This is a genomic window from Empedobacter sp. UBA7248 (assembly GCF_002472945.1).
Taxonomy (GTDB): Bacteria; Bacteroidota; Bacteroidia; order Flavobacteriales; family Weeksellaceae; genus Empedobacter; species Empedobacter falsenii_C.
The window spans coordinates 208,957-229,572 of sequence record NZ_DKSU01000009.1 but is presented as its reverse complement, the minus strand read 5'-3'; the positions used below and the strand labels follow the sequence as shown (position 1 = coordinate 229,572).

The window sequence follows — 20,616 nt, the reverse complement described above, 5'->3', positions numbered from 1 at the left end:
TTTAAATTGAAACTTTAATATTGGATGAAATGGTGTATCCAGCACTCAAACTTCCTGAAACAGTTGCTATTTGCAACCCTTCTTTATCATCACTAAAAACATTATCCTTTGCATTATATGTATAACCCGTCAAGCCTTTTGTATAACCATAAGACGAAGCCGAATTTACCGTTGCAACTGCACTACTTGTACCTTCTGGAAAAGCAATTTGCGTCACTTTTATCGAAACACCATTTGCGTTGTAAATGTGTACATGAATATGCGTTGCACGACCTGAATACCATCCTGGGAAAATACTTGTAAATTTTACTTTCCCTTCAGAATCGGTGATTTGTCTACCTCTCAAGAAATTATAGGATTGATAATTGGTTTGTTGCATTTGCGTTCCTCCATATTGAGAATAATTTCCATCTTTGTCGCAATGCCAAATATCAACGATAATTCCTTCTACAGCAGAACAATTGTTACTCGCATTTTGTACCACAATCTCTATCGTCGCATCAACACCCGTTCGGTCGCCTTTTACATCACTTCTCATATAACTCGACGGAGTTTTTGTCGGAAAAGGGCCTTCTGTTTCGGTTGGCCAAACGGTACACGATTGATTTGTTCCACCTTCTGTTGTTGAAGTCGAAACATCATTTATTGCATCATCGCTCGAACAAGACGATATAACTTTCGGAACAATTAAACTTGCGCCCAATAAACCCAAACTATTTTTGATAAAATCTTTTCTTTCCATTTTGTTATGTATTTTTAGCATTAGTAATCAATTACCATTAACAAAGAATTTTCGCTCAACGATTCAAATTCGACGTGTTCATCTGACTTAATCTCCAATAAATCTCTCGATTCAATTAAACGATTATGAATCTCAAAAATCCCTGTTAAAGAAATAACTAACCAACTTCTTTCAACTTTTTTCATTGGTATTTCTGATTCTCTTCTCAAATCAAATTTTCCTAAAAAGACATTAAACAAATCATGGCGAATAATTTTCTCTAATCTATTTTCTCGTTCAAAATCAATTGGAACAATCATTTTAGCAATTTGCTGTTTTTCTTTTACCAAAAACAACGAATAGAAATACGAATAATCGTTGCTGTACTCACCTTCGATATCGATAATGGTTCCTTTTTCTAAATAATAAATAAACGATTGATTTACTTCAATTTTCCAATTAAAACCATTCATATTCAAGCGAATATTGTTCAACAAAGGCAACAAAATCAAATAACCACTTTCTTTAATTACTTTTTGATAAGTACCTTGACCGTTCACAGCAACATCATCAATAAAAGCAAAATCAGAAATAGAATTATCATCATTTAATGCATTAATTCTGATATATTTATTCTCAAATAAATTTCGATTCTCGGCTTTACACAACTTTATCATACTTCATATTATCTTGAAACAAATGTAATTTATCATGTTAATTCGACTAAATTTTAGAGGTTAACCCAAGATTTTTGTAGGTTAATTGAATTATGATTCGATTTTATTTATCTTTAGCAATAGAATTTATACGATCAAACACAACAAAAATGATAAACAAAAAAGTAAACAGCATCGAAGAAGCACTGCAAGGTGTCGAAAGCGGAATGACGCTGGCTGTTGGAGGCTTTGGACTTTCTGGAATTCCCGAAAATCTTATTCAAGGTTTAGTGGACAAAAAAATCAATAATCTTACGTGTATCAGTAATAATGCTGGTGTTGATGATTTTGGTTTGGGATTATTATTACAAGGACGACAAATCAAAAAAATGATTTCTTCTTATGTTGGAGAAAATGCAGAATTTGAACGTCAAATGCTTTCGGGTGAATTAGAAGTTGAATTGATTCCGCAAGGAACTTTAGCTACTCGTTTGATGGCTGCTGGTTATGGAATGCCTGCAATTTTTACACCTGCTGGAGTTGGAACTGAAGTTGCTGAAGGTAAAGAAATCAGAAAATTTACGTTTCACGGAATCGAAAAAGAATATTTGTTAGAATATGCTTTCGAGCCTGATTTTGCAATTGTAAAAGCGTGGAAAGGTGATACTGCAGGGAATTTAGTTTTCCGCGGTGCAACAGCAAATTTCAATCATCCAGCTGCTATGTGCGGAAAAATTACAATTGCCGAAGTGGAAGAATTGGTAGAAATTGGAGAATTAGATCCAAATCAAATTCATACGCCTGGTGTTTATGTAAATCGAATTATTCAAGGTGCGAAATACGAGAAACGAATCGAAAATAGAACTGTTCAACCTAAATCATAAGAAAAAATGTTAGATAAAAATGGAATTGCAAAACGTATTGCAAAAGAAGTACAAGACGGATTTTATGTGAATTTAGGGATTGGAATTCCGACGTTGGTTGCCAATTATATTCCCGAAAATGTAAATGTTGTTTTACAATCAGAGAACGGATTGTTAGGAATGGGACCTTTCCCTATCGAAGGTGAAGAAAACCCTGATTTTATCAATGCAGGTAAACAAACGATTACAACTTTACCTGGTTCAGTTTTCTTTGATTCGGCGATGAGTTTTGGAATGATTCGCGCACGAAAAATCAATTTAACAATTCTTGGTGCAATGGAAGTTTCGGAAAATGGTGATATTGCCAACTGGAAAATTCCTGGAAAAATGGTGAAAGGAATGGGCGGCGCAATGGATTTGGTTGCTTCGGCTGATAATATTATTGTAGCAATGCAACATGTGAACAAAGCAGGAGAATCTAAACTTCTAAAAGAATGTACACTTCCTTTAACAGGAATAAAATGTGTCAAAAAAATCGTAACAGAATTGGCTGTTTTAGAAATTTTACCAGAAGGTGGTTTCAAATTATTGGAGCGAGCACCTGGAATTTCTGTGGAAGACATCAAAAATGCAACAGAAGGAAAATTAATTATTGAAGGAGAAATTCCGGAAATGGTTTTATAAAAATAATGATTTTGAAAGGAAAGTTGAAAAGCTTTCCTTTTTTTATGCTCGATTTCTTTAACTTTATTCAAATTAATACTTAAAAATCGATGCAAACAAAATTAGTAATCGCTCTACTTTCATTCAATACTCTTGCTTTTGCGCAGCAACAGAATTTAGTGAAATACGTCAATCCTATGATTGGAACAGAAAAAATGGGGCACACTTTCCCTGGCGCAACTGTTCCTTTTGGCGCTGTACAATTAAGTCCTGAAACGGATTCTATTCCTTATGCTGTCAATCACAAATACAATCCAAAAGTTTATGATTATTGTGCGGGTTATCGTTTTGAAGATAAAACAATAACAGGATTTAGTCATACACATTTCAATGGAACAGGACATTCTGATTTGGGCGATTTTTTGATTATGCCAACCGTTGGAAAATTAAAACTGAATCCCGGAACTGCTCAAAATCCTGAGAGTGGTTATCGTTCTCGATTTTCGCATCAAAACGAAACTGCCGAAGCGGGATATTACAAAGTGAAATTGGATGATTACAATATTTGGGCAGAAATGACCGCTTCTACTCGAGTTGGTTTTCATCAATATACATTTCCAAAATCGATTGATTCACATATTATTTTGGATTTGAATGCTGGAATTTATAATTACGATGACAAAAATACATGGACATATGTTCACGTGGTGAATGATACGTTGATTACAGGTTATCGACAAACACGTGGTTGGGCAAGAAATAGAACGGTTTATTTTGCGATGACTTTTTCGAAACCATTCAAAAATTATGGTCAGAAAAATGAAGATGGTCAAGTTGATTACAAAGGTTTTTGGAGAAAATGGAACGAAACGCAGAATTTTCCTTTAATTGAAGGAAAAAAGATCAAAATGTATTTTGACTTTGATACAGAAAAAGATGAAAAAGTAAAAATAAAATTTGCAATTTCTCCAGTTAGTCAAACTAATGCGTTAGAAAATTTGACAACAGAAATTCCACATTGGAATTTTGAACAAGTGCGCAATGAAGCAAAGAAAAATTGGAACAAAGAATTGAATCGAATTCAGATCAAAGCGTCAGAAAATGATAAAATAAATTTCTACACAGCGATGTATCACACCTTCATCAATCCAACAACTTATATGGATGTGAATGGGCAATACAAAGGTTTGGATCAAGAAATTCATCAAGCCAAAGATTTTACAAATTACACCACTTTTTCGCTTTGGGATACCTATCGTGCACTGCATCCGTTGTTCAATATCATTCAGCCAAAACGCAACAATGATATGGTAAAATCGATGATGAAACATTATGAGCAAAATCCAATCAAAATGTTGCCAATTTGGTCGCATTACGCCAACGAAAACTGGTGTATGAGCGGTTATCATTCGGTTACAGTAATCGCAGATGCAATTGTAAAAGGAATTTATAATGGAGATGCAAATGCTGCTTTGGATGCGTGTATTGTCACAGCAAATAAGCGTGATTATGAAGGAATTGGCGATTATATCGACAAAGGTTATATTCCAGCCGAGAAAAATGGAACTTCAATCTCGAATACGTTAGAATATGCTTTCGATGATTGGTCGATTGCTCAAGCTGCTAAAAAATTGAATCGAATGGATGTCTATGAAACATTTATGAAGCGTTCTGAGAATTGGAAAAACAATTACGATGCTTCGGTTGGATTTATGCGTCCTCGATTAACAGATGGAAGTTTCAAAAAAGAATTTGATCCGTTGAATACACATGGACAAGGTTTTATTGAAGGAAATTCGTGGAATTTCAGCTTTTTCGTTCCTCAAAATCCAAATGGACTAATTGAAGCTATGGGCGGAAAAAAGAAGTTTGGAGCGAAATTGGACGAATTATTTACGATGCATTTACCTGACGAATATTTTGCGGATACAGAAGACATTACGCGTGAAGGTATAATTGGTGGTTATGTTCATGGAAATGAGCCGGCACACCATGTTGCGTATTTGTATAATTGGGCTGGACAAGCGTGGAAAACACAAGAAAAAATCAGAATGATTTTGGATATGCAATACAAGCCAACACCAGATGGTTTGGGCGGAAATGATGATACGGGACAAATGAGTGCTTGGTATATTTTTAGTGCATTAGGTTTTTATCCGGTTCAACAAGGATCGACTGATTACGGAATTGGAAGTCCTTTAGTAGATCATGCTATATTGAATTTGGAAAATGGAAAACAATTTGAAATTGACGTTAAAAATCAATCGAAGAAGAATGTTTACATCCAGAAAATTGAGTTGAATGGAAAAACTTATTCATCTTTTAATTTGAATCATTTTGATATTGTAAATGGCGGAAAAATCACGTTCTACATGAGTGATAAACCTAAAAAATAAACGTTAAATATTTTATAATTAAACAAATAAGTTTGACTACTTGAGGAATAATGATTAATTTAAATCAAATTTAAAACCAAGAAAAATGGCTAAAAAGGCAAAAAAAGAAGAAAATCATTTACAAGTTTTAGTGGATAAATTAAAAGATCCAAAACATAAACAATTAGTTCAAACGAATCGTTTAAAGAAAAAACGTCGCAATAACGCAAAAAATTAAATATAAAAAAACCACTTCATTAGAAGTGGTTTTTTATTTATCTTAAATAGTTTCATTCTCTGCTTCAACTTTCTTCTCGTATTTTTTTCGAATATAATCTGCAGCTAACGTCACAGCGATTCCTCCAATTATTCCATAAATAGAACGTTTTCCTAAAAATTTAGCTACAGTCACACCTGTTGTAGCAGCAGTTGTTAAAAGACTTATTTTAGTTCCTTTCTCGGTTTGATTTTTTGTTAATGCGTCTAAAATTTTCATAGCTTTTTATATTTAGTTTTAGACATACTAACAATTATCAAACCAATTTTACTTAATAAAATCTTCTACTAATTCTTTTGGACGACCTATTACTCCACTTTTTTCATCTGTTACAATAGGACGTTGAATCAATTTTGGATATTCAACCAAAGCATTCAAAACTTCATCATCAGAAAGATCTTTTCCTTTAAAATTTGCTTTCCAATCTTCTTCATTTGTACGCACAATGTCAAGTGGTTTTAGATTTAGTTTAGTCAAAACTTCTTTCAATTCGTCTTTCGTCAAAGGTTCTTTCAAATATTCTCTTACTACAAAATCTTTTCCAGATTCTTCTAAAATTTTAATCGCATCTCTACTTTTACCGCAACGCGAATTATGCAAAATCGTGTACATATCGTTATTTTTTAGTAAATTTAATTAAATTAAAGATTATGAAAAAGCTATTTTTATTTATCAGCGTTTCTCTCCTATTTTTTGCTTGTACAACCAATCAATCCACACAAAATTCAGTTCCGAATAAAGATGAGAATTCATTAAAATTTGAACCGAATGAAGATGGTGATTATGATATTGTAGTATTTGATCCTCAATATGATATTTATTTAAAAACAACTGCATTACCCAAAGAATCATATTCGAAAGAATATTACGAACAAAAAAACCGCCAATATGTAATGATTTGGAATCAACGACATATGCAACCGATGACATATAATCCAGATTTGTATGCGGTGAGTATAGATTTGGATCCTTCTGTTGATTATGGTTACGATTTTGAATACAAATTATTTAACTTTTTTCGATTTATTGAACATAAATATCGCGTCAGAATTAGATAATATCGTTTATTTTTGCAAGCTAATTTCAGAAAGATGAACGATTTTTCAATCAAAATATATAATCAAATTATTGAAGCAATTCCAGATTTCACGGGGCTTCACAAGAAAGATACCGAATTATTAGAATTTCATATCGAGAATGAATACAAATCAACTTTTGGAGATCTTTATATTCAGACTTCGGATGATGATAAGATTTGGATCAAATCTTCTTTTCCTTTTACAACTTACGAAGTAGATTCTGTGGAGGAACTTTTGTATATTTTGGAAGGTTTGTTGTTTAACCAATTATTCTGGGTAATTAGTTATGATGAGGGCGATTGGGACGATACTTTTTTGATGCTAAAAGACCAAGAAATTAAAACAGAAGAAGGTTTTACTTATAAAATTCTTTCTTGGAACGGAAAAGATGATAAAGTGATTAATGCTTAACCTCCTATTTTTATACATTTGCAATTATGTTTAACAACGAATTACTAAAAGACATCCAAAAACGTACACAAGATTTGCACGAATATTTGGAAATCGAACAAAAAGAAATCGAAGTTCAAAATGAAGAAGAACACGCTGCTTCTCCTGAATTTTGGAACAACCCGAAAGAAGCCGAAGCTTTTATGAAAGGTTTGCGTGGTAAAAAGAAATGGATCGATGAATACCAAACAATTGCAAATGCAGTAAATGATGTCGAAGTTTTAGTAGAATTTAACCGCGAAGGCGAGGTAAATGACGAAGAAGTAATGGAACAATATACTGTTGTTGCTAAGCTTTTAGAAGATATAGAATTCAAGAATATGCTTTCAGAAGAAGGAGATAATCTTGGTGCAATTCTTCAAATTACTGCGGGAGCTGGAGGTACAGAATCTTGTGATTGGGCTTCTATGTTGATGCGTATGTATTTGATGTGGGCTGAAAAACATGGATATAAAGTAAAAGAATTAAACTATCAAGCGGGTGATGTTGCAGGTGTAAAAACGGTAACATTAGAAGTGGATGGCGAATTTGCTTTCGGTTATCTAAAAGGAGAAAATGGTGTGCATCGTTTGGTGCGTATTTCGCCTTTTGATAGTAATGCAAAGCGTCACACAAGTTTCGTTTCGGTTTATGTTTCGCCAATTGTGGATGATACAATCGAGATTGAAATCAATCCTGCAGATATCGAATTGCAAACGTCTCGTTCTGGTGGAGCTGGTGGACAAAATGTAAATAAGGTTGAAACGAAAGTTCAGTTAACACACAAACCTACAGGAATTGTGGTTGTTTGTCAGGTTGAACGTTCTCAGTTAGCCAATCGCGAACGTGCAATGGAGATGTTAAAATCTGAATTGTACAAGATTGAATTAGAGAAAAAAATGGCTGCACGTAATGAGATTGAAGCAAATAAGATGAAAATCGAATGGGGTTCTCAAATTCGTAATTATGTGATGCATCCATACAAATTGGTAAAAGACGTCAGAACAGGAACTGAAACAGGTAATGTGGATGCTGTAATGAACGGTGATATAGACGAATTCTTAAAATCGTTCCTAATGTTAATGGGGCAAAAAGAAACGTCAAAATAGTTTTACGCTAAATTTCTTTCATGAAAATATTAATCGGAGGCGCTGGAGAAGTTGGTTTTCATTTGGCTAAATTACTTTCTAATGAAATGAATGACATCGTCATCATGGACATGGACAAGGACAAATTGTTGATGATCGAAAACTCGTTAGATGTAATGGCTTATCGTGGTGATATCACTTCTTTCAAGGCTTTGCGCGAAGTTGGAATTGATGATACAGATATTTTTATATCGGTCACTCATCTTCAAAACACAAACCTTACTAGTGCTTCGATTGCAAAAGATTTAGGGGCAAAACGTACATTAGCTCGCATTTCGAATCCTGAATTTCTTTACAAAGAAAATCAATTTTGGGTTCAAGGAATGGGAATTGATGCATTAATTAGCCCTGAAAAATTAGCGGCTGATGAGATTTATTCTCTTGTTCAACAATCTGCTTTCAATGCGATGCATCCCTTTGCAAATGGTCAACTTTTTATGGTTGGAACTGTTTTGGATGCAGATTGTAAAATTTTGGACAAGCAGTACAAAGACATGTATTTGACGACAAAAGGTGGTGAAGACAATCTTTTGATGCCAATTGCAATTATCCGTAGCAACGAACGTGGCGAATATCAAACCATTATTCCTGAAGCTGAAACTGAATTTAGAATTGACGACCACGTTTATTTTATTGTCAAAAAAGCTGGAATTTTAGAAGTTTATAAAATCCTTGGAAAGAAACAAGAATATTTCAAAAATGTAATTGTTTTAGGAGGTGGAAGTATTGGTGTCAAAGTTGCCAAACTTTTAAAAGATAACAAGCACAACGTTAAGCTATTAGAAATCAACCGAAACAAAGCTTTTGATTTAGCTGATGATTTGAATAACATTTTGATTATCAATGGTGATGGTCGAGATGGAGAATTGTTATTGGAAGAAGGTATTTCTGATTCGGATGCTTTTATTGCTGTGACAGGAAGTTCGGAAACGAATATTATGTCATGTCTTTTAGCAAAATCAAAAGGTGTTAAAAAAACAATTGCTTTGGTCGAAAATATCGACTATATTCATCTTAGTCAAGAAGTTGGAATTAACGCTTTTATCAATAAAAAACTCTTAACCGCAGATAGTATTTTCCGTTATATTCGACAAGGTTCTGTAATGGATGTAACAGGAATTTCTGATTTAGATGCCGAAGTTTTAGAATTCCGTATTCACGAAAATTCTGAAATCGCATTCAAAAAAGTAAGCGATTTTCCATTTAAAGAAGGTGCTATTATTGCTGGAATTGTTCGTAGAAATGATGGATTTATTCCAACCAAAGATTTCATTATCGAACCAAAAGATCATGTTGTTGTTTTTAGTCAAGCGAATTTAATTCCAAAAGTGACCAAATATTTTAAATAATGAAATCACTTAACATCAAAGTAATCCTGAATCTTTCGGGTGTTTTATTACTATTAAATGCGCTCTTTATGTTTATTGCAACATGTGTCAGCATTTATTTTAATGATCATCTACTCTACCCTTTTTTAGTTTCGGGGAGTTTAGTAGGATTATCGGGAGCTGCAATGATGTATTTTACGCGTGACAGAAGAAAACACATCAACAAACGCGAAGGTTATATTGTGGTTTGTGTCGGATGGCTTTTCTTGATTCTTTCGGGCTGTTTGCCCTATGTTACCTCGTTAATATTTTTACCCAACGATCATATTATCAATGAGAATTTTAGTTTTGTCAACATTGTTTACGAAACCGTTTCTGGTTATACAGCTACTGGAACATCAATTTATGATGATGTAGAAAGTCTCCCAAAAAGTATATTGTTTTGGCGAAGTACAACCAATTGGATTGGTGGTATGGGAATTATCGTTTTGACAATTGCGATTTTACCGTTTCTTGGAATTGGTGGTCGACAGCTTTTTATGGCAGAAGCTCCTGGAATTTATACGGATAAAATTCACCCTCGAATTACAGAAACAGCGAAAAACCTTTGGTTAGTTTATTTAGGATTAACTGCTTTTTTTGCGATGTTGCTTTATTTTGGTGGAATGAATTTATTTGATGCTGCAAATCATTCGATGAGTGTGATTGCAACCGCAGGTTTTTCTACTAAAAATGAAGGTTTGATGTATTGGAATAACAATGTTTTTATTCAATATGTATTAATCGTGATGATGTTTTTGGGCGGAACAAACTTTGCCTTGATTTATTTATTGATTAAAGGACAATTCAAAAAAGTATGGAAAAATGAAGAGTTTCGCTGGTGGGTTGGCTTACTTGCTGTCGTTACATTTATCGTTTTTGTCGTATTATTTTTCAATATTTATCCTAGTTATTCCGTCGAAACTTATTCGTGGTTCAACTTCGAACATTCATTCAGAAGCTCATTATTTCACGTCGTTTCTATCGCATCTACAACCGCTTTGGCAATGGAAGATTACACAAGTTGGTTAACCGTAACCACACTTATTTTCTTCTCCCTGTTCTTCATCGGAGGTTCGGCAGGTTCTACATCTGGAGGAATTACAGTTATCAGACACGTCATTTTATTAAAAAATAGCTGGATCGAATTTAAACGTATTTTACATCCAAACGCAATTATTCCGGTTCGTTACAATAATCGTTCGCTGAATCAATCTATTGTTTTCCACGTCATGGCATTCTTTGTCATGTTTATGTTTACGTGGATTGTGAGTTCTATTTTGTTTGCGCTTTTGAATTATGGTATAACAATGAGTTTCCAAGATATTTTGGCCTCTTTAACATTAACTGCTTCCACTTTAGGAAACGTAGGTCCGGGAATTGGCGAATTTGGTCCGGGTACCTCAATGAATTCTTTAACGGATAGTGCAAAATTATTATGTTGTTTTTTAATGGTTTTAGGTCGATTAGAACTTTATACAATCTTAATTTTATTTACGCCTGCTTTCTGGAAAAATAATTAATGAGACGCTTCTAATATTACTTTTTGAATGATTTCTTCGGTTTGATCTGGGAAATCTTTCTCAATAATTTTATTCGAATCCACCCAACGTTGCAATTGTTCGACATTCAAATCATATGAATAATCAACGCCAATCATTTTTAAAGCCTCGCAGTTACACAATTGTTCGTATTGACCTTTGATCGGAATCACAAAAAGCTTCTTTTGAAGATAAATACTTTCAGCTGGCAATTCGAAACCAGCACCGCATAAAACTCCTTTGCAATTTTCTAAAGTTCTAGTAAAAAGACGTTCATCAATTGGATAAATTTCAACATTAAATTGACGCGTAACATCTTTCACAAAAGGTGAAAAAACTTTCCATTTTGAATCTTTAATGAATGATAATTTCTCCATAATTTCAGTTGGATGAAAACTTGGTAAATACACCAAATAATAATCTTTTTGTTTTGGGTGCAATGCTCTAATTTTATCTCGAATGATTGGCAAAAAAATAGCATCATTATATTCTTCGAAATGAAAACCGTAATGCTTAGAAGTTGGTGCGTAATATTTCAAAATCGTTTCACCTGTTTTATTTTTCACTTTTGGCGTTTCATCAAATAAAAGCGAAGCTTGATGACTCAATCCAACAATATTTATCTTTTTCTTTCTTGCTGAATGTGCCGTAATTGGTTCAAAATCATTAATAATCAAGTCATATTTTTCAATTGGAAAATGATTCACTTCATTCCAAAAAGATTTAAAACTATTCTCCTTAAAAATTCGTTTATATGAAACTTTTCCCATCTGATTATAAAATAATGACAATCCTTTATGATGTTTAAATTGAAAATTCTCGAGTTGTAATTGTGAATTAGAGCCACTTACAAAAACATCCAAATCTCCGTATTCTTCGAGGATTGGTAACATTTTTTGAGCACGAGCCAAGTGTCCATTTCCCGTTCCTTGTAAAGCATATAAAATTTTCATTTACTTCTTATTGAGAATTGAAACAATCAATTCATCCAATGAATAATTGAACTCGATTTCTTCTAAATTTTGCATCAAAGTATGTTTGTGTTCTTCAAAATAAAACACTGACCAATTTCCGTCTACACATTCTAAAGCCGATAAATTCTCAATCCAATCTCCCGAATTCATATACACACAAGTTCCTTTATCCGTTTTTACTTTTCGCAATTGTGGCTGATGAATATGTCCACAAACCACGTAATCATATTCATTTTCGATCGCTAATTCGGCAGCAGTTTGTTCAAAATCATTGATATGCTTCACCGCTTTTTTAACTGAGTTTTTAATCTTTTGAGACAGTGAATAACGTTCCCTTCCAAAAAACTCTAAACATTTATTGATAAAATAATTCAACTGAATTAATTTATCATAACCCCAACCTCCTAATTTAGCAATCCATTTCGAATGTTGAATAGAGGCATCAAACACATCTCCATGAAAAATCCATGCGACTTTATCATTCTGTTTCAACATATATTTATCCGTTAAAAGAATATTCCCAAAACGCATTGTCGTAAATTTACGCAACAATTCATCATGATTTCCAGTGATATAAACGATTGGAATTCCTTGTTCAGATAAATTCAATAAATAACTAATGATTTGAAGATGCGTTTCTGGAAAATAACTTTTCTTGAAATTCCAAATATCCACAATATCACCATTGAGAATAATTTTTTTTGGATTGATTGACTGTAAGTAAGCCAACAATTCTTGTGCTTTGCAACCAAAAGTTCCTAAATGCACATCCGAAATAACAACAACATCAAGATTACGCTTCATTGATTTTTATTTAAATTTCGAAATCAAATATTACTTAAACGTTTTTTTAATCTTATGAAATCTTTATAAATTTGAGTCTAAATTGTAAAGTTATGAGCGAATTGAAATTCAAAACAAATATAAATTGTGAAAGCTGTATCAAATCTGTAAAACCTTTTTTGGATGAAGCTGTAGGTGAAGACAATTGGAAAGTTGATACTTCTGATGAACGAAAAGTACTGACTGTGACAACAACCGAAGATGAAGAAGAGGTTGTGGAAGCCGTGACAGATGCAGGTTTTAAGATTCAGAAATTAAAAGAATAAATAAAAGCGATTCAGTAAACTGAATCGCTTTCTTGCTAAATTAAGAATATATTCTTTCTTATTTTTTTACTACTTTTTGAGTAGAAGATTTTCCGTTAGAAGTTGTTTTAACTACATAAGTTCCTTTAACTAATGAAGAAACGTCTACATTTTGAACACCTTTAACTTCGAAAGATTTTACCAATTGTCCGTTAATATTGTAAACTTCTACAATTGTTTTATCTTTTACATTAAAAGAAGCTGTATTTGTCCATAATGTATTAGAAACTGCTTTAGTTAATGTTAAATTATCTGTACTCAAATTTGTACAAACATTTGCAGCCGTCTGTCCATTTCTAGGAGCAGCAGCAGCTACGTCAAAATCATTTTTATTATCATTTGTATCTTGACATCCTTTTAACTTTCTTTGAGCAGAATCAGTATTAGATAAAGCCGCAGTAGGACCAGATCCTTCATATTCATTAGACGTTCCAAAACCTACAAAATCAACGATATCTTTATCTGTTATATCAGTTATTGGATCAACATTAGAAACAAGTGCTACTTTACCGTTTGTGGCTCCTAATGCAAGAGCTGTAGTAGGAACTTGATCAGGAGTTGGCAAAGCATCTGTACCACTACTACCTTTAGCTTGTTGAATTAAATAATATTTACCTGGCTGAATTGTAATATCTGCTAATACTTGTGTATTAGCTGCACTAACAGTACCTGTAGCAGAAGCATATTGAAGTGAATGACCTTTTAATGTAACAGCTTGAGAGCCTCTATTAAACAACTCAATAAAGTCATGCGTATATTTTGCACCCGAATTTCCTCCTCCACCATAAACTTGACTAATCACAACTTGTCCAAACGATAAAGTAGATAATGCAGCAAATGCTACCAAAGAATAAAATTTTTTCATATTATATCTGTTTTTAAATTATTATCATAAAGATAGTTAAAAAACTAAATCAATATACAATACGCAAAAAATTAACGATTTGGTAAAACTAAAAAAGCAGCCAAAAGGCTGCTTCAACTATAAATATTAATTTTATTTCTTAGATATGAATTGCATGTCCATATGCATCTTCTACCGCTTCCATAATAGCTTCTGCCATTGTTGGGTGAGCGTGTACTGATTTCATAATTTCATGTGCAGTCGTTTCTAATTTACGTGCAACAACTGCCTCAGCAATCATTTCAGTTACTCCATCACCAATCATATGACATCCTAACCATTCACCATATTTCGCATCAAAAACAACTTTTACGAATCCATCAGCAGCTCCATTTGCAACAGCTTTTCCATTTGCAGAGAATGGGAATTTACCAACTTTCACTTCGTAGCCTGCTTCTTTTGCTTTTGCTTCTGTAAGCCCAACAGATGCAATTTCTGGTGAACAATATGTACAACCTGGGATATTTCCGTAGTCGATTGGTTCTACTTTTTCACCAGCAATATGCTCAACACATAAAATACCTTGAGCTGATGCTAAGTGTGCTAAATCTGCTCCTTTTACAACATCACCAATCGCGTAATATCCTTTTACAGATGTTTCACAGAAATCATTGATAACAATTTTACCTCTTTCAGTTGCAATACCAACTTCTTCAAGACCGATATTTTCTGTATTTGGAACAACACCAACAGCAGATAAAACAACTTCAGCTTCGATGATTTCTTCACCTTTAGCAGTTTTAATTGTTGCTTTTACTAAATCTCCAGTTGTATCAACTCCTGTAACTTCTGCATTTGTTAAGATATTGATTCCTGATTTTTTAAGAGATAGTTGTAATTGTTTCGAAATATCTTCATCTTCAACATTTACAATGCGTGGTAAAAACTCTACAATTGTCACCTTTGTTCCTAATGTATTGTAGAAATGAGCAAACTCTACTCCAATCGCACCAGAACCTACAACAATCATTGATTTTGGTTGTTTTTCCATTGCTAATGCACCACGATAACCAATTACTTTTTTACCATCTTGCGGTAATGCAGGTAATTCACGAGAACGTGCACCAGTTGCAATAATTATATTTTCTGAAGATAATTCGCTAACAGAACCATCTGCTGCAGTAACTTTTACTTTTTTTCCTGGTAAAACTTTTGCTTCACCTTGAATTACTTCAATTTTGTTCTTCTTCATTAAGAATTGAACACCTTTACTCATACGATCCGCCACTCCTCTACTACGAGAAACTACATTTCCAAATTCGAATGAAATATCTGAAGGTAAGTTAATTCCAAAATCTTCTGCATGATTTAAGTATTTGAATACTTGAGCAGATTTTAATAAAGCTTTTGTAGGTATACATCCCCAGTTAAGACAGATTCCTCCTAATTCAGCTTTTTCTACGATTGCTACTTTTTTACCTAATTGTGCTGCTCTAATTGCTGCAACGTATCCTCCAGGACCACTTCCAATAACTATAATGTCGTAACTCATTTTTTCCATAATTTGAATGCTAATTTAATAATTATAACCCGAAAAAAAAGGAATTCCTTAAAATAGATTAAAATTTCTTACTTTTGCAATGTGAAAATATTCTTTGAAAATTACGCTGACGGCTTACAAATCGAAACTGAATTACCTTTAGAAGGTAGTTTATCACAAGCTATTGAGATTTTTCATAACCTACCTGATTATGACGGAAGTTATATTGGTTTGATGAATCAAGATGGGAATACTGTTCAGATTTCGAAATATGATCGATTTTTATTTTTAGTAGAAATCCCTGTTTATCAAGAACAAGCTTCATATTCAGTATTATTTACTTATTTTCAAGTAATGCAATTATTAGAAGATTTATACAAAGGATTTGATCCTTACAACATAAAAGGATTGAAGTTTGAACAGTATTTAACAAAAAAAGCAACGAAATAATCGTTGCTTTTTTATTTTTATATAATATATTAGATCTTATTTCCAAATATATTTTTCACCTAACCCTAGTGTAGATTTTATAATATAATTACCTTCATCATTTTTCTCTGTAAGAACTAAAATTGGATAATATTCTCCAGCAGGTACTAGTTTTGTAATGTTAGAAGTAAAAGTTAGCTTTTCTGCCTTAGTATTTCCGGAAATCGGAAATATATCGAAGTTTAATAATTCAAAACCATCTATTTCTTTAGCATCCGAAATATTTTGTTTTGAAAAATAAACCAATAGCTTTAACTTATTTGTCGGTTTTGATCCTAAATTTTGAATAGAATTGTTGATTCCATCTACGGTAACCATCAAATTATTAAAATCAATTTCTAACTTCCAAACGCCTGATAATTTTACTTTTCTATTTGCATTTTCTATATCTAAAGAACTCTCAACAGGTGTGTATATATCTGATAAAGTAGCATCTATATTCTTTGTAGAAGCTAAAGTATTATCATTTGTAACCTGAGGTAATTCTACATTCTTTACAACTTTATCTATTAATATATTATTAGATTCTAAAGAAATTTTATTACTCAAAACTTTATAATTCAAAATAGAACCAGATTCTTTTTCTTTCAATAACAAAATTGGTGTATAATCTCCTTGCGATAAAGCTTGCACATCAGAACCTTTGAATGTTACAATCACATTATTGAAACTAGTTCCGTTACCTTCTAAATTCCCTAATTGTGCATTTGTATTGATTTTATTCGGTAAATTATATAAATCTACAGATGTTTTTGATGGAGCAAAATATAAATCAAGAAATAAAGTCTGACTTGTTTTGTTTGAATAATTTGTCAATTTTCCTCCAGAAATTTTATAGTTAGATGTATTTCCGTCGTTAGAAATTTTCCATATTCCTTCAAAAGAATAATCTTTATTAATCGTAGTTGGTAAATTAGTAATGTTTATACTATCTTGTTGAGCAGCAACAAAACTACTCGCCATAACAGTTGTGGTTAAAAATAGTTTAGTAAAAATATTCATAGGTTATATTTTAAGCTTTCTCACAAAAATAAGAATTTTATTTACAAAAAGTGTTTAAAATCGGATATTTTAAAATTTATATGCAAACTATTAATTTTTGATTAATTAATTTTGCGTCGAATTATAGAATTATGACTAAAATATCACCAAAAGATACAGACCAGTTTGACGATTTTGTTCACAAAGAAACAACGACATTTGAAGATTTAACTGTTTTCGATCGCAATAATTTGGCACCAATATCTATTGATAATCAATTTGGTTTAATAGATAAAGAAGGAAATGTGATTATTCCGTTCGAATATCAACAACTTGTACTTACAACTGTTAATGCCTACAGCGCGCAAAAAGATAATAAGTGGGGAATTATAACAAAATCTAACCAAATTTTGATTCCGTTCGAATATGATTTAACGAGTGATTTTATTGAGAATATTTGTGCTGTAAAAAAAGACGGAAAATGGGGTTTTATTGATTTATTAAATCAAGTTGTGATCCCGTTCGAATATGATGGTTGTACAGATTTTAGAGCTGGTTTAGCTGGAGTTGAAAAAGATGGGAAATGGGGAATGATTGATAAAAATAATCAGCTGATTATAGCTTATCAATACGAATATTTAACACCTGTCGATCAAAATTTTGCCACTTTTGGAGAAGCTACTTCACTAAAAATTGAGCGTCCAGACATATTAGCTTATTTTCCATATTTCTTATCAAAAGAGAATTATTTGATGCATTTTGGATTAATTTCTACCAAAGACGAACAAATTTTAAGTCCAATTTCTGAATTACCAATTTTAGAAAGTTTCGAAAATCAAGCTGTTATTCGTCAAAATTATCAATTAGGTTACTTAAAAGATGGAAAAGATTTTGTGAAATTTGAACAATTTACAATCGATCCGTACGAAGAAAAAATCTTAACTCAATTAGGGGTAATGAAATAAAAAAAGAGCTTTTCTGAAAGCTCTTTTTTTATTATCTATTGTTTTGGTTTGTATTGCATATGTTCATGATTTTCCTTCATCAACATTTTTTCTCCAACCACTTCAAAACCTTTTCTTTCGTACAATTTCTTTGCATTCGGGTTTGTAAAGTCAACCAATAAACCTAATGTTTTGCCTTGCTTATTTCCTATTTCATCAATCAAATAATCCAATATTTTAGAACCAATTCCTTTTCCTCTAAAATCTTCAGAAACTGCAATGGTATCAATATATATTTCACCTGCTTGTGTTTCATCTTGCGGATGAATAATTTGGTTATAATCATTTTTCAATAATTCTAAAACAGGTTTTCGAAGTTCTTCTAATTTTCCGCCATCATAAAAAGTTGTTGTTCCAGCAAATTGCTTATCATATTCTACAACAACTGTATTTTGATAACTATATTGATTTTCTTCTTGTTCAATTAATTTTTTCAAGAAGTTAACTCCTTCTTCATAATCTGTTTTTCCGATAAAATCATAAACGATTTTATCCATTGCTAACATCATCAATTTTGCAATTGATAACGCATCTGTCTTTGTTGCTTCTCTAAAATTTAACATAAAAAATAGCCTTGAGATTTCTCAAGGCTAAGTTAGCAATAATTATTTTGAAATTATTTCGCTTTTAATTTATCTAACGTATTGTTATATCCTTCTTTTGCTTTTTCTCCAGCTTCTTTCGCTTCTGCTTTCACATCTTTTGCAGCCGCATTAATATCAGCTTTTGCGTCTTTTGCAGCTGTATTAATATCTTCTTTTGCTTGATTAGCTTTTGCATCTACTTTGTCTACTGCATTATTCACTCCATCTTTTACATCTTGAGCAGCATTATTTACAGCAGCTTTTGCATCAATCCACGCTTTATTAGCATCGTCATAAGCTTTTTGCGCAGCCTCTGTTGCAGCTTTATCACCTTTCGCTTTTGCTTCATCTAAAGCTTTCTTTGCTTCATCTACTTTCGCTTTTGCATCAGTTTCTGATAATGTAGTTGTTGTAGTTGTCGTTTCTTTGATAACAGCCGTAGAGTCGTTCGCTAATGAATCTACAGTTACATTAGTTTCAGTTGTTTTTGAAGTTTCTTGTTTACAAGAAGTAGCAAATGATAATGAAGCAACTGCCACTAATACAAATAATTTTTTCATAGTTGTTTATTTAATTGTTTTAATAATAAGAATCAATTCTAACAATTTTAATACCAAATTGCGAACGATTATTGAATTAAAATTAAATCTTTTCAGAAAATAAAACAAGATTTTTATAAATAATTATTGATTAGAAGCACTTAACATACGATCATTTCCAGAAATATCTTTGTGAATGATTACATTTTGATAAAACTTTTGGAATAATTGTTTTGTTTCTTCTCCCAAATATTGATTGATTTCGCAATAAATTTTTCCATTCTCTTTCAAATGATTTTTAGCAAAACCTATTACTCTTTCATAAAAAATTAAAGCATCATCATTTTCAACAAAAAGCGCCAAATGAGGTTCAAAATTTAAAACATTTTGATGCATTTCTTCTTTTTCAAGATTTCGGATATAAGGTGGATTTGAAATAATTACATCAAATTTCTGGTTTAATTGAATGTCCTCCAGTAAATTATTATGATAAAAATTTATATTAACTTTTAAAGTTTCAGCATTTAATTGCGCTATTTCCAACGCTTTTTCAGAAATATCTAACGCAGAAACTTTTGCATTTGGAAATAATTTTGCCAACGAAATAGGAATACATCCTGTTCCTGTCCCTAAATCAATCATAGAAATATCTTGATTTTGTACATAATCATTTCTAATTAATTCGACCAATTCTTCCGTTTCAGGACGAGGAATTAATGTATTCTCATTCACAAAAAAGAAATCATTATAGAAAAAAGCTTTTCCAGTAATATGCTGTATCGGTTGACCTTTTTTTAATTGCTCTAAATCTGATAAAATTTCAGTCGTTAATTCAATTTCAACTTGGCTAGATAAATCAAGATTCAACTTATCTTCTACATAAATCATGAAAATATGAGAAGCTTCTTCTTTATCATATAGTAATTGCAATTTATCTAAAAACAATTGTTTTAGCTCAACTAAAGTCATTCTGTTAAATTTTTGTAAAGTTAGATTTTATTAATTGAAAGTGCACGATTCTTGATTTCTAAAAAGTAACCAAAAAATAAATCACAATGAAAATGAATAAATTATTATGTGCTGTTACGATGTTATTTATTAGTCACCTTTCTTTTGCGCAGATAGAAATTGATGGAAATAATAAAAAACTAACGTTAGATTGTAAGGGACAAAAAGTAGAAGTTGGTGGGAGTGGACATGTGATCAATTTGAAAGGAGATTGTACCAAAGTTGAGATCATGGGAACAAATAATACAATATCTGTTAATGGATTAACTTCTGCTGAATTAGCTGGCGAAGGAAATACATTATATTATCGTAAAGCTTTATCTAAAAATGGTAAATTACCTCAAATAATTGAGGGAAATAACAATACAATTATCAAAAAGCAGTAA

General features: G+C 32.0%; 25 protein-coding genes. 13 read left to right on the top strand and 12 right to left on the bottom strand.

Annotated features, from left to right (window positions below; all coding sequences use genetic code 11):
* Window position 1: 1 nt before the first annotated feature.
* Both B4A23_RS10930 and B4A23_RS10925 read right to left on the bottom strand, forming a co-directional pair.
* Entirely contained in the window at window positions 2–742 is a 741-nt protein-coding gene (locus B4A23_RS10930; protein WP_115002068.1) for an intradiol ring-cleavage dioxygenase, read from the bottom strand.
* Between the two features lie 20 nt (window positions 743–762).
* Entirely contained in the window at window positions 763–1,398 is a 636-nt protein-coding gene (locus tag B4A23_RS10925; protein ID WP_286485752.1) for a hypothetical protein, read from the bottom strand.
* Window positions 1,399–1,547: 149 nt separating this feature from the next.
* Here B4A23_RS10925 and B4A23_RS10920 point away from each other — a divergent pair, with 149 nt between their 5' ends.
* The 4 genes from B4A23_RS10920 (at window position 1,548) to B4A23_RS10905 (ending at window position 5,516) form a co-directional block, all read left to right on the top strand.
* Window positions 1,548–2,261, top strand: coding sequence for a CoA transferase subunit A (locus B4A23_RS10920; protein ID WP_038331757.1), 714 nt, complete (start codon window positions 1,548–1,550; stop codon window positions 2,259–2,261).
* 6 nt (window positions 2,262–2,267) lie between these two features.
* Window positions 2,268–2,924, top strand: a complete 657-nt coding sequence (locus B4A23_RS10915; protein WP_291119877.1) for a 3-oxoacid CoA-transferase subunit B — start codon at window positions 2,268–2,270, stop codon at window positions 2,922–2,924.
* Between the two features lie 89 nt (window positions 2,925–3,013).
* Window positions 3,014–5,299, top strand: a complete 2,286-nt coding sequence (locus tag B4A23_RS10910; RefSeq protein WP_291119876.1) for a GH92 family glycosyl hydrolase — start codon at window positions 3,014–3,016, stop codon at window positions 5,297–5,299.
* 85 nt (window positions 5,300–5,384) lie between these two features.
* The gene (locus B4A23_RS10905) at window positions 5,385–5,516 is read left to right on the top strand and encodes a hypothetical protein (protein WP_257468234.1); all 132 of its coding nucleotides are present in this window, start codon (window positions 5,385–5,387) and stop codon (window positions 5,514–5,516) included.
* A 42-nt stretch (window positions 5,517–5,558) separates the two neighbouring features.
* On the opposite strand, the gene B4A23_RS10900 is transcribed toward B4A23_RS10905, so the two are convergent.
* Window positions 5,559–5,774 (bottom strand): hypothetical protein, encoded by a 216-nt coding sequence (locus B4A23_RS10900; RefSeq protein WP_291119873.1) that lies wholly within the window; start codon window positions 5,772–5,774, stop codon window positions 5,559–5,561.
* A gap of 48 nt (window positions 5,775–5,822) precedes the next feature.
* Window positions 5,823–6,167, bottom strand: a complete 345-nt coding sequence (locus B4A23_RS10895) for an arsenate reductase family protein (protein WP_286485746.1) — start codon at window positions 6,165–6,167, stop codon at window positions 5,823–5,825.
* A gap of 38 nt (window positions 6,168–6,205) precedes the next feature.
* Between B4A23_RS10895 and B4A23_RS10890 the strand changes: the two genes are divergently transcribed.
* From B4A23_RS10890 to B4A23_RS10870, 5 genes are read left to right on the top strand one after another with little or no spacing between them, the layout of a single operon-like run.
* Complete coding sequence (locus B4A23_RS10890; RefSeq protein WP_291119870.1) at window positions 6,206–6,613, top strand: DUF6146 family protein; 408 nt, start codon at window positions 6,206–6,208, stop codon at window positions 6,611–6,613.
* A 33-nt stretch (window positions 6,614–6,646) separates the two neighbouring features.
* Window positions 6,647–7,045 (top strand): hypothetical protein, encoded by a 399-nt coding sequence (locus B4A23_RS10885; protein ID WP_291119867.1) that lies wholly within the window; start codon window positions 6,647–6,649, stop codon window positions 7,043–7,045.
* 26 nt (window positions 7,046–7,071) lie between these two features.
* Complete coding sequence (gene prfB, locus B4A23_RS10880; protein ID WP_291119864.1) at window positions 7,072–8,172, top strand: peptide chain release factor 2; 1,101 nt, start codon at window positions 7,072–7,074, stop codon at window positions 8,170–8,172.
* Between the two features lie 20 nt (window positions 8,173–8,192).
* Entirely contained in the window at window positions 8,193–9,560 is a 1,368-nt protein-coding gene (trkA, locus tag B4A23_RS10875) for a Trk system potassium transporter TrkA (protein WP_180906656.1), read from the top strand.
* A complete protein-coding gene (locus tag B4A23_RS10870; protein ID WP_115000925.1) occupies window positions 9,560–11,101 on the top strand; it encodes a TrkH family potassium uptake protein in 1,542 nt (513 codons plus the stop codon). The genes trkA and B4A23_RS10870 overlap by 1 nt, the downstream gene beginning before the upstream one ends.
* Here the strand turns inward: B4A23_RS10870 and B4A23_RS10865 are convergent.
* Both B4A23_RS10865 and B4A23_RS10860 read right to left on the bottom strand, forming a co-directional pair.
* A complete protein-coding gene (locus B4A23_RS10865; RefSeq protein WP_286512007.1) occupies window positions 11,098–12,072 on the bottom strand; it encodes a glycosyltransferase family protein in 975 nt (324 codons plus the stop codon). The two genes, B4A23_RS10870 and B4A23_RS10865, sit on opposite strands and share 4 nt — an antisense overlap.
* Window positions 12,073–12,897, bottom strand: a complete 825-nt coding sequence (locus tag B4A23_RS10860; RefSeq protein ID WP_180906653.1) for a UDP-2,3-diacylglucosamine diphosphatase — start codon at window positions 12,895–12,897, stop codon at window positions 12,073–12,075. It lies immediately after the preceding gene.
* Between the two features lie 92 nt (window positions 12,898–12,989).
* Between B4A23_RS10860 and B4A23_RS10855 the strand changes: the two genes are divergently transcribed.
* Window positions 12,990–13,202 (top strand): hypothetical protein, encoded by a 213-nt coding sequence (locus tag B4A23_RS10855; RefSeq protein WP_291072727.1) that lies wholly within the window; start codon window positions 12,990–12,992, stop codon window positions 13,200–13,202.
* Between the two features lie 58 nt (window positions 13,203–13,260).
* Here B4A23_RS10855 and B4A23_RS10850 read toward each other — a convergent pair whose 3' ends face one another.
* Window positions 13,261–14,106 carry a lamin tail domain-containing protein gene (locus tag B4A23_RS10850; RefSeq protein ID WP_286501129.1) on the bottom strand — a complete coding sequence of 282 codons (846 nt, stop codon included), beginning with the start codon at window positions 14,104–14,106 and terminating at the stop codon, window positions 13,261–13,263.
* Window positions 14,107–14,245: 139 nt separating this feature from the next.
* Window positions 14,246–15,637 carry a dihydrolipoyl dehydrogenase gene (gene lpdA, locus B4A23_RS10845; protein ID WP_180906650.1) on the bottom strand — a complete coding sequence of 464 codons (1,392 nt, stop codon included), beginning with the start codon at window positions 15,635–15,637 and terminating at the stop codon, window positions 14,246–14,248.
* Window positions 15,638–15,727: 90 nt separating this feature from the next.
* Between lpdA and B4A23_RS10840 the strand changes: the two genes are divergently transcribed.
* Window positions 15,728–16,075 (top strand): hypothetical protein, encoded by a 348-nt coding sequence (locus B4A23_RS10840; protein WP_291119857.1) that lies wholly within the window; start codon window positions 15,728–15,730, stop codon window positions 16,073–16,075.
* A 36-nt stretch (window positions 16,076–16,111) separates the two neighbouring features.
* On the opposite strand, the gene B4A23_RS10835 is transcribed toward B4A23_RS10840, so the two are convergent.
* A complete protein-coding gene (locus tag B4A23_RS10835) occupies window positions 16,112–17,116 on the bottom strand; it encodes a hypothetical protein (RefSeq protein WP_291119854.1) in 1,005 nt (334 codons plus the stop codon).
* A 131-nt stretch (window positions 17,117–17,247) separates the two neighbouring features.
* Here B4A23_RS10835 and B4A23_RS10830 point away from each other — a divergent pair, with 131 nt between their 5' ends.
* Entirely contained in the window at window positions 17,248–18,060 is an 813-nt protein-coding gene (locus B4A23_RS10830; RefSeq protein WP_291119851.1) for a WG repeat-containing protein, read from the top strand.
* 35 nt (window positions 18,061–18,095) lie between these two features.
* Here the strand turns inward: B4A23_RS10830 and B4A23_RS10825 are convergent, their stop codons facing one another.
* From B4A23_RS10825 to prmC, 3 genes are all read right to left on the bottom strand, one after another.
* Window positions 18,096–18,662 (bottom strand): GNAT family N-acetyltransferase, encoded by a 567-nt coding sequence (locus tag B4A23_RS10825; protein WP_286512013.1) that lies wholly within the window; start codon window positions 18,660–18,662, stop codon window positions 18,096–18,098.
* Between the two features lie 53 nt (window positions 18,663–18,715).
* Entirely contained in the window at window positions 18,716–19,243 is a 528-nt protein-coding gene (locus B4A23_RS10820) for a hypothetical protein (protein ID WP_180904616.1), read from the bottom strand.
* A 123-nt stretch (window positions 19,244–19,366) separates the two neighbouring features.
* Window positions 19,367–20,191: a peptide chain release factor N(5)-glutamine methyltransferase gene (gene prmC / locus B4A23_RS10815; protein WP_291119846.1), complete on the bottom strand. Its 825-nt coding sequence runs from the start codon at window positions 20,189–20,191 to the stop codon at window positions 19,367–19,369.
* A gap of 92 nt (window positions 20,192–20,283) precedes the next feature.
* Here prmC and B4A23_RS10810 point away from each other — a divergent pair, with 92 nt between their 5' ends.
* On the top strand, window positions 20,284–20,616 hold the full coding sequence (locus B4A23_RS10810) for a DUF3060 domain-containing protein (RefSeq protein WP_160279610.1): 333 nt from the start codon (window positions 20,284–20,286) through the stop codon (window positions 20,614–20,616).